We start from the raw sequence: 10,425 nt of genomic DNA on the forward strand, positions 1-10,425 counted from the left end.
ATTCAGTACTCGCTAGTCTACTACAAATTTTAAACCGGTATATGAGGGGTCTAAGCAATCTTTACTACTCAAGTTCGATATCTCTTCCGGTAGATTTAGTCTTGGCATCCAGACTGCAAAAGTCAGAGCGAAGCGCAAAATCGCTCGGAGAAGATTCACAAACACGATCGCCTCAGATCCAGAAACCATTAACTATCGAGATAGTTTTGTAGCTGAGACTGGAGTCTCTGACGGGCTCTAGCGATTCTAGACTTGACAGTTCCCAGAGAAACCCCCGTAATATCAGCAATTTCCTCGTATGCCATCCCTTCAATTTCTCTGAGGACAATCGTAGTTCGGAAAACCTCTGGTAGATCGGCGATCGCAGTATGGAGTTGCTCGTAGAACTCGCGAGTACTCAAATCTTCTACAGGCCCCGGATTGTCAGCTGCGATTTCCCAATCCATCTCCCCATCTTCTACCATTCTAGGCGCATCCAAAGACAGGGGTTGAGATACTCGCTTGCGTTTGCGTAACTCATCATAGAAAAGATTGGTGGCGATCCGGCTCAGCCACCCCCGGAACTTGACCGGTTCGTTAAGGCGCTTGATATTGCGATAAACCCGAATCCAGACTTCCTGAGCTAAATCGGCTCGATCCTGCCAATCAGGAGCTAGGTGGTACAAAATCTTATCTATATGGGACTGATACCGACGCAATAATTCTGCGAATGCCGAGCGGTCTGGGCGATGCCCAGCTTGACACCGCAAAACTAAGTCATAGTTAGAGAGTTTTTCAACTGGCTGCACTGCTGCTTGAGGAAAGCTAACCTCACTGCTAGACCAGGATACAGGAATCGACTGACTCATGGACGGAATCCGTTTTAATACATCCCTTCTTCCTTGACGCCGCCGATATGACAAAAGTTCCCGGACTCAAGAAGCCGCGATCGCTCGTCCGGCGAGTTTGGCTACTGCGGTAACCAATTCGTTGATATCAACGGGTTTGGACAGGTGCATCTGGAAGCCAGCCGCAAGCGCGTGGATACCGTCCTCTTCCCTAGCATAAGCTGTTAGCGCCGCTGCGGGAATAAATACGCCTTGCGCTGTATTCAGGTCTCTCACCTTGCGGATCAGGGTGTAGCCGTCTTCCTCCGGCATACCTATATCGCTGAGCAATACATCTGGTTGCAAATGAGTAAGAGTCTTCATTGCTTCGCCTGCGGATGCGACTGCTATCACTCTGGCTCCGTATTCTTCCAACGCTAGACTGACAAACTGGCGTACATCAGGTTCGTCATCCACCAAAAGCACCTGCAAATCGGCCAGAGTTCGATCGCGGAGTGCGGAGCGCGAATTAATCGAGTTGTTTGATTCATTTTTTTGGCAGACTGCTTCGCTCTTGCCCACCAAAAGGGGTAATTTCACCCTAAAGGTCGCTCCCTGACCTTCTCCTTGACTTTCGGCACGGACTGTGCCGCCATGCAGATCTACTAAATGATGAACGATCGCCAATCCCAGTCCGAGACCCCCGTATAACCGCGTGGTTTTGCCATCAGCTTGACGGAAGCGATCGAAAACATAAGGAAGAAAGTCTGGATCGATCCCAATACCTGTGTCGCTAACTACAACCTCAACCCAAGAGCCACGGTACTCCAGTTTGACATCAACCTTTCCTCCTTCCGGAGTAAATTTGATCGCATTGGAAAGTAAATTCCAGACAATTTGCTGCAAGCGGTTAGGATCGCCGGAAATCAAATGCGGATGGGGGTCAAGCGAAGTTTGCAGCTGAATTGCTTTAGCTTCCGCTTGCGGAGATACCGCATCGATCGCTGCTTGAATAACTCCAACAAGATTGAACGGACAGAGATTCAGACGCAGCTTACCCCGTATAATGCGGGATACATCGAGAATATCTTCGATCAATTGCGTCTGCAACTTAGCGTTGCGCTCGATCGTTTCGAGAGCGCGAGCTGTTGTTTCTTCATCAAAATTGCGAGTGCGGAGCAAGCGAGCCCAGCCTAATATCGAGTTAAGCGGCGTGCGGAGTTCGTGGGAGAGGGTCGCCAGAAACTCATCCTTCATACGGTTTGCTGCCTCGGCTTGTTGCCTTGCGATTTGCTCCCGCAGCAATTTTGTGCGCTCTTCCTCCGCTTGCTTGCGATCGGTGATATCTTCTATTGTGGCGACGTGGCCGATCGACTTGCCGCGATCGGAGAGCATCGACGAGGACTGGAAGTTAACCCAACGAATAATTCCCTCACTTGTCTGGCAGCGAAACTCGTTGGAGTAATGCCCTGCTGTCAAAATATGTTCTCGGTCAGCCTTAATTATTGTCCCTGCGGAAGCCTCTCTAGAAGTATAGGCAAACCAATCAGCTTTTACTCGCGCTCGATCTTCCCAATACACTGACTCCAGCCAACCTTCTCCCAAGCTTTCCTCCAGAGTAAAACCGCAAATGGTTTGGCAGCGCGGGTTGGTGTAAGTGCAGAGACCGTCAGTATTTGTCAGCAGAATACCGACTGGGGAACAGTAGCTCAAGCAGCGAAACCGCTCTTCGCTTTCTCTGAGTTCGGCATTCATAGCTGCCAGTTGGGTTGCTTGTCGCTTGACTTCTAGAGTCTTCTTGCACAAGTCAACGAATACGGAAACTTTCGATTTTAATATTTCCGGCTCTATCGGCTTGAGCAGGTAGTCCACCGCACCCAAAGAATAACCCTTGAACACAAAGGAGTCGCTGGTACTGAAGGCTGTCAGGAAAACTATCGGGGTGTGGCGGCTACGCTCTCGTTGTCGAATCAGCGTTGCAGTCTCAAATCCATCCATTCCTGGCATTTGAACGTCAAGCAGAATCACGGCGAAGTCCTGCTTGAGCAGACATTTTAATGCTTCTTCACCAGAATGGGCTTTTACCAGATTCTGACCTAAAGAATCTAGTATTGCTTCTAGCGCTAGCAAATTTTCTGGATGGTCGTCAACCATTAAGACATTGACTTTTTCGTGGTCGATCATTGGTCATTGCTCTTGAGGAAATTTCAGATTTTAAATCTTAGATTTCAAATTTAATTAATTTGCAATCTGAAATCTAAAATTTGAAATTTTATCGATAGAGCCAAACGCGCAGCATCGAGAGTAACTGCTCTGTATCTACTGGTTTGGTGATGTAATCGGACGCACCTGCTTCGATGCACTTTTCGCGATCGCCTTTCATCGCTTTGGCAGTGAGTGCAATCATCGGCAGTTTTTTAAATTGAGGTATTTGGCGGATATTTCGCATTGTTTCGTATCCGTCCATTTCCGGCATCATTACGTCCATAAGGACGATATCGATATCTGGAGTTCCTCGCAAAACAGCTATACCATCCCTACCGTTTTCGGCATAAATCACCTGCATTTGATAGCGTTCCAGCATACTGGTGAGGGCAAAAATATTACGCACATCGTCATCGACAATGAGTACTTTTTTGCCAGCCAGTACGTAATCTGTTTTGTACAGTTGTTCCAGCATTTCTCTCGCTTGTGCGGGTAAGTTTGACTGCACTCGATGCAGAAACAACGCCGTTTCATCTAGGAGACGCTCTGGAGTGTGTACTTGTTTGAGCGGAGTAGTTTCGCCAATGCGCTTGAGGTGAACTTCTTCTGCTTTGCTAAGTTTCTTATCGGTATAAACGATAATTGGTAGGGGTCTGTAACTGACCGCGTTTACCTTTCTAAAAGATTCCTGGTGGATGCGCTCGATTAATTCAAAACCGTTCATATCCGGTAAGTTCAAATCCAGCACCAAGCAATCGAAGTTTCCTTCTCTGAGCGCTTCCAAGGCTGCTATCCCCGTACCCACAGCTGTGGTGGATACGTCAGTGTTACCGATTAACTCGACAATGCTGTGGCGTTGACTTTCGTTATCTTGGACTACCAGCAGGTTTTTCACTGGGCGCTGGATAAAACTTTTGATGTTTGTCAGCGCAGAGGTTAATGCTTCTGCGGTGACGGGTTTTTGGAGATAGGATACAGCTCCGAGTTGCAAACCGCGCTGTCGTCCTTCTGCTACAGAAACGATGTGGACGGGGATGTGACGGGTATTCGGGTCGTGCTTGAGGCGATCGAGTACTGTCCACCCATCCACTGATGAGGACAAACTAATATCCAGAATGATGGCGCTCGGTTTATATTCTCGCGCCATTACCAAGCCGGTTTCGCCGCGCAAAGCTACCAAAACTTTGAAACCTTGCTGTCGCGCCATATCTAACAAGACGCGAGCGAAATTGATGTCATCTTCCACAATCAGCAATACCATATCGTTGGGCTGGATATCGCCGCGATCGTCCGCCAAGGATGTCGGTTGAGCTTTATACCCGTCTTGGCTTGATGGCATTCGTTGTTGTACCTGCGGTCGCTGCGACGCGACCGTTTCTTCTGAGGGATCTCTAGAAATCGCAGGCACATTATTTGGATTTGGGGCTGTGTAGGTGTTTGGTGAGGTAGGGGCGAGTGGAGGAGTGGGGGATGGGGGGAGTGGGGTAAGTGGGGGCGTGGGGGAAACATTATATATCTCTGTCGCTGTTCTCCCGCTCTCCCGCTCTCCCGCTCTCCCGCTCTCCCGCTCTTCGTTTCTTCTGCTTGGCTCCTCTGTGGGGCTATCGCCATCGTTTTGGGGCAAATTGTTTTGTGGTAGATAAAGAGTAAAGATACTGCCTTTACCTACGGTGCTGACTAACTGAATTTCTCCCCCTAAAAGATGGGCGATTTCTCGGCTAATCGATAATCCGAGTCCGGTACCGCCGTATTTGCGGCTGGTGGTGCCATCCGCTTGTTGGAATGCCTCGAAAATGATTTTTTGTTTGTCAGTGGGGATACCAATACCGGTATCGGTGACGGAGAAGGCGACGACGCTAGATGCGTTACTCAAATTTTCGTTTTCCGGACTCCAACCGCTTGTGACTATTTGCGATCGCAGAGTCACATTACCTTGTTCGGTAAATTTAAATGCGTTAGAGAGCAAGTTTTTCAATACTTGTTGCAATCGTTTGGAGTCGGTATATATCGCTCTTGGCAGTTCGGAGACAAAATCAATTGTGAAAGCCAATCCTTTATCTTGGGCAACTTGTCGGAAGGTTCGCTCGATTTGCTCTTTCAACTCTGTGAACAGCATCATATCAATTTCAATTGACATGGTGCCGGATTCAATTTTCGCTAGGTCTAAAATATCATTAATTAAACCTAACAAATCCGTACCTGCTGCGTGAATTGTGCGCGTATATTCGACTTGTTTTGGTGTCAGATTTCCTTCGGGATTATCCGCCAATAGCCTCGCCAGAATCAACAAACTATTCAGCGGCGTTCGCAATTCGTGTGACATATTCGCCAAGAATTCCGACTTGTATTTGGAACTCAAAGCTAATTGTTCGGCTTTTTCTTCCAAGGAAAGTCGGGCTTGTTCGATTTCGCGATTCTTGCGTTCGACTTCTTTGTTTTGCAACTCCAACAATCCGCTTCTTTCTTCTAATTCTTCGTTGGTTTGGCGCAATTGTTCTTGTTGGCTCTTGAGCAATTCTTCCGATGCTTTGAGGGATTGGGCTTGTTGTTCCAATCGCTTGTTAGTTTCGCGCAGTTCCGCTTGTTGAGTTTGCAGTTCTTCGGCCAAAGATTGCGATTGTTTGAGCAATTCTTCTGTCCGCATACTGGCGGCGATCGTATTCAACACGATCGCAATACTTTCCGTTAGCTGATCGAAGAATGTCAGGTGAATTTCGCTGAAGCGACGGAAGGATGCCAGTTCGATGACGGCGGTTACTTGACCTTCAAATAACACCGGTAGGACTACTACATTTAAAGGTGTAGATTCTCCCAAACCAGAACTAATTTTGATGTAGTTATCCGGCACTTCGGTCAAGAGGATGCGTTCTTTTTCTAAGGCGCACTGTCCTACCAGTCCTTCGCCCAAACTGAAGCGGTTCGCCAAATGCTTGCGTTCCCGATAGGCGTAGGTGCTGAGCAGCTTCAAATATTGGGTACTGTGACCGTCGCCGCCGTCCATGAGGTAGAATACGCCGTGTTGGGCGGAAACCAGGGGCGCGAGTTCGGAAAGGATAAGTTTGGAAACGGTTTCCAAATCTCGCTGACCCTGCAACATTCGCGTGAATTTGGCGAGGTTGGTTTTCAACCAGTCTTGTTCGGTGTTCTTTTGGGTGGTTTCGCGCAGGTTGGCGATCATTTGGTTGATGTTATCTTTCAGGATGGCGACTTCGCCTTGCGCTTCTACGGAAATCGATCGCGTCAGGTCGCCTTTAGTCACAGCGGTAGCAACTTCGGCGATCGCTCTTAGCTGGGTAGTTAGTGTCGCCGCCAGTTCGTTCACGTTGTCTGTCAGCGCCCTCCAGGTTCCCGCTGCACCGGGTACTTTCGCCTGACCCCCCAGTTTTCCTTCAATACCCACCTCACGCGCCACTGTAGTTACCTGATCCGCGAAAGTTGCCAGGGTATCGATCATCTCGTTGATCGTATCTGCCAGCGTTTCGATTTCTCCCTTCGCTTCCAGCATTAACTTGCGCTTCAAGTCGCCGTTCGCCACCGCCGTCACCACTCGCGCAATCCCTCGCACTTGCGCTGTCAAGTTACCTGCCATTGAGTTCACGTTGTCCGTCAAATCTTTCCAGACACCCGCAACTCCTCGCACATCCGCTTGACCGCCCAGTTTTCCTTCCGTACCCACCTCGCGTGCAACCCGCGTTACCTCAGATGCGAAGGACGATAGTTGATCCACCATCGTGTTGATGGTATTCTTCAAATCCAAGATTTCGCCTTTCACATCGACGGTAATCTTCTTGGACAGGTCGCCATTTGCCACCGCCTTCGTCACCTCGGCAATATTTCTTACCTGTGCTGTCAGGTTCCCCGCCATCGAATTCACGTTATCCGTCAAATCTTTCCAGGTTCCCGCCACTCCTCGGACGTATGCTTGTACCCCCAGCTTACCTTCCGTTCCTACCTCTCTTGCTACGCGGGTTACTTCTGATGCGAAGGAGTTAAGTTGATCCACCATTGTGTTGATGGTGTTCTTCAACTCCAAGATTTCCCCTTTCACATCCACGGTAATCTTCTTGGATAGGTCGCCGTTTGCTACCGCCGTCGTCACTTCTGCGATGTTTCTGACTTGCGCTGTCAAGGAACCCGCCATGAAGTTTACACTGTCGGTCAGTTCTTTCCAAATGCCGGCAACTCCTCGGACTTCTGCTTGGACGCCTAATTTTCCTTCTGTACCTACTTCTCGCGCCACCCTGGTTACTTCCGATGCGAAGGAGTTGAGTTGATCCACCATCGTATTGACCGTGTTTTTCAACTCCAAGATTTCGCCTTTGACATCTACGGTAATCTTCTTGGACAAATCGCCGTTTGCTACTGCGGTCGTCACTGCGGCGATGTTTCTGACTTGCGCTGTCAGCGAACCTGCCATGAAGTTTACACTGTCGGTCAAGTCTTTCCAGGTTCCCGCTACACCTCGCACGTCTGCTTGGACGCCGAGTTTTCCTTCCGAACCTACTTCTCTAGCAACCCTGGTTACTTCACTAGCGAAGGATGAAAGTTGATCCACCATTATATTGATGGTGTTTTTCAACTCCAAGATTTCGCCTTTTACCTGTACGGTAATTTTCTTAGAAAGGTCGCCGTTTGCGATCGCTGTCGCCACTTCCGCAATATTTCTTACTTGCAGGGTCAGATTTCCTGCCATTGAGTTTACGTTGTCGGTCAAGTCTTTCCAGGTTCCCGCAACTCCTTTGACATCCGCTTGTACGCCCAGCTTACCTTCCGTTCCTACCTCTCTTGCAACTCTGGTTACTTCAGAAGCAAAGGAAGATAGCTGGTCAACCATTGTGTTGATGGTTTTCTTCAGTTCTAAAATTTCGCCTTTGACATCGACGGTAATTTTCTTCGACAAATCGCCGTTTGCAATAGCAGTTGCCACTTCGGCGATGTTTCTGACTTGTCCGGTCAGATTGCCTGCCATCAAGTTTACCGAATCGGTCAAATCTTTCCACGTTCCCGCCACTCCTCGCACTTCTGCTTGGACGCCAAGTTTTCCTTCCGTTCCTACTTCTCTTGCTACCCTTGTTACTTCCGATGCAAAGGAGTTAAGTTGATCCACCATTGTGTTGACCGTATTTTTCAACTCCAACATTTCCCCTTTGACATCGACGGTAATTTTCTTCGACAAGTCACCGTTTGCTACTGCGGTCGTGACTTCGGCAATGTTTCTGACTTGCGCTGTTAGGGAACCTGCCATGAAGTTTACACTGTCGGTCAAGTCTTTCCACGTTCCCGCTACGCCTTTTACTTCTGCTTGTCCGCCTAACTTTCCTTCTGCGCCTACTTCTCTTGCTACCCGCGTTACTTCACTAGCAAAGGAAGATAGCTGGTCAACCATTGTGTTGATGGTTTTCTTCAGTTCTAAAATTTCGCCTTTGACATCGACGGTAATCTTTTTAGACAAATCGCCGTTGGCAATAGCAGTTGCCACTTCGGCGATATTTCTGACTTGTCCGGTCAGATTGCCTGCCATCAAGTTTACCGAATCTGTTAAATCTTTCCACGTGCCTGCCACTCCTCGGACTTCTGCTTGGACGCCAAGTTTTCCTTCCGTTCCTACTTCTCTTGCAACTCTGGTTACTTCACTAGCAAAGGAGTTAAGTTGGTCAACCATTGTGTTGACCGTATTTTTTAGTTCTAAAATTTCGCCTTTTACATCAACTGTAATTTTCTTCGACAAGTCGCCGTTTGCTACTGCGGTCGTGACTTCGGCAATGTTTCTGACTTGCGCTGTCAAGTTACCTGCCATGAAGTTAACTGAATCGGTCAAATCTTTCCACGTTCCCGCAACTCCCGGAACTTGTGCTTGTCCGCCTAACTTTCCTTCTGCACCTACTTCTCTTGCTACCCGCGTTACTTCACTAGCGAATGAAGATAGCTGATCCACCATGATGTTGACGGTGTTTTTCAGCTCTAAAATTTCTCCTTTAACATCAACTGTAATCTTTTTAGATAGGTCGCCGTTTGCTACTGCTGTCGTGACTTCAGCAATATTTCTTACCTGTGCTGTCAGGTTACTTGCCATTGAGTTTACCGAATCGGTCAAATCTTTCCAGGTGCCGGCAACTCCTCGCACTTCTGCTTGTACGCCTAATTTTCCTTCTGTTCCCACTTCGCGTGCAACTCTTGTTACTTCAGAAGCAAACGAGTTGAGTTGGTCAACCATTGTGTTGACCGTATTTTTTAGTTCTAAAATTTCGCCTTTAACATCAACTGTAATTTTTTTAGATAAGTCGCCGTTTGCTACTGCGGTCGTGACTTCGGCAATGTTTCTGACTTGGGCTGTCAAATTACCTGCCATCATATTGACAGAATCGGTGAGGTCTTTCCAAGTGCCGGCAACTCCGGGAACTTCTGCCTGGACGCCCAATTTTCCTTCGGTTCCTACTTCGCGGGCGACGCGGGTTACTTCTGACGCGAAAGAAGATAATTGCGTCACCATTGTGTTAACTATTTGGGCAGTTTGGAGGAATTCTCCTTTGAGGGGTCTGCCTTCTATTTCTAAGGCGATCGTCTGCGATAAGTCTCCATTTGCAACAGCACGGATGACGCGGGCTGTTTCCGATGTTGGTTGCACTAAATCTGTGATGAGAGTGTTGACAGAATTTACGCTTTCTGCCCACCCTCCGCCTGCCGAACCTAATGACGCTCTCTGAGTAATTTTACCTTCTTTACCCACAACTGTGCTGATGCGCTCCAGTTCTTTGGTCATTCTTTCATTCAGTTCGATAATATCGTTGAGGGCATCGGCGATTTTTCCGGCTATGCCTGTCTTCTCGATCGGCATCCGAACAGCAAAGTTACCTTTTTTAACGGCTACCAGCGTTCTGAGCAGTTCTTTAGTATCTAAACTATCTGAGTCATCCTTAGTTAACTGTTCCGTTGGCATAGCTTTATCCTTTAGGTACTCATTATTGTTTTATCCAGTCTGGTATGAGAGTGTCTACCAGATCGCCAGTTATCTTCCACAATTGTGGCGCATGAAACGCCAATATTTTCCGCCTCTGTATCAGCCTTCAATATAGACCAGAGAAATTTTACCCATATCGCGTCTTGGCTGAAGAATTCTATCGTTTCCTATGGATTGCGACTCAGTAGGCTTAAGTCGGAGAGACAGATGTGAGACAAATATTAACAAATTCGACACAGATCGACAGCGTGTAGTTTGCTGGTGAGGCTGCTTAAAAATATTTCTGCTCCACCAGCCGGAATCAGAGCATTGAATTGCAGTAGCACGCAATTTATCTGAGAGGAAAACGTTGACATCCTCCTCGACCTAAAGGTACGAGGATTCCAAAGATCGCTCTTTGGGCTTCCTCTTTCCACGACTCGGCTTACTTGGAGGGATTTCTCCACCCAGGCAGAG

The 10,425-nt window shown here is 48.1% G+C and carries 4 protein-coding genes; all 4 read right to left on the bottom strand.

Going from position 1 to position 10,425, the window contains the following annotated elements; translation table 11 throughout:
• Positions 1 to 188 precede the first annotated feature (188 nt).
• Entirely contained in the window at positions 189 to 848 is a 660-nt protein-coding gene (locus H6G03_RS06920) for a sigma-70 family RNA polymerase sigma factor (protein ID WP_190463405.1), read from the bottom strand.
• Positions 849 to 914: 66 nt separating this feature from the next.
• A complete protein-coding gene (locus tag H6G03_RS06925; protein ID WP_190463407.1) occupies positions 915 to 2,990 on the bottom strand; it encodes a hybrid sensor histidine kinase/response regulator in 2,076 nt (691 codons plus the stop codon).
• Positions 2,991 to 3,078: 88 nt separating this feature from the next.
• Positions 3,079 to 9,948 carry a HAMP domain-containing protein gene (locus H6G03_RS06930; RefSeq protein ID WP_190463409.1) on the bottom strand — a complete coding sequence of 2,290 codons (6,870 nt, stop codon included), beginning with the start codon at positions 9,946 to 9,948 and terminating at the stop codon, positions 3,079 to 3,081.
• Positions 9,949 to 10,190: 242 nt separating this feature from the next.
• Positions 10,191 to 10,425 (bottom strand): hypothetical protein (locus H6G03_RS37515; RefSeq protein WP_206756612.1); only part of this gene is annotated, 235 nt, incomplete at its 5' end.

This window comes from Aerosakkonema funiforme FACHB-1375, from assembly GCF_014696265.1.
GTDB lineage: Bacteria > Cyanobacteriota > Cyanobacteriia > Cyanobacteriales > Aerosakkonemataceae > Aerosakkonema > Aerosakkonema funiforme_A.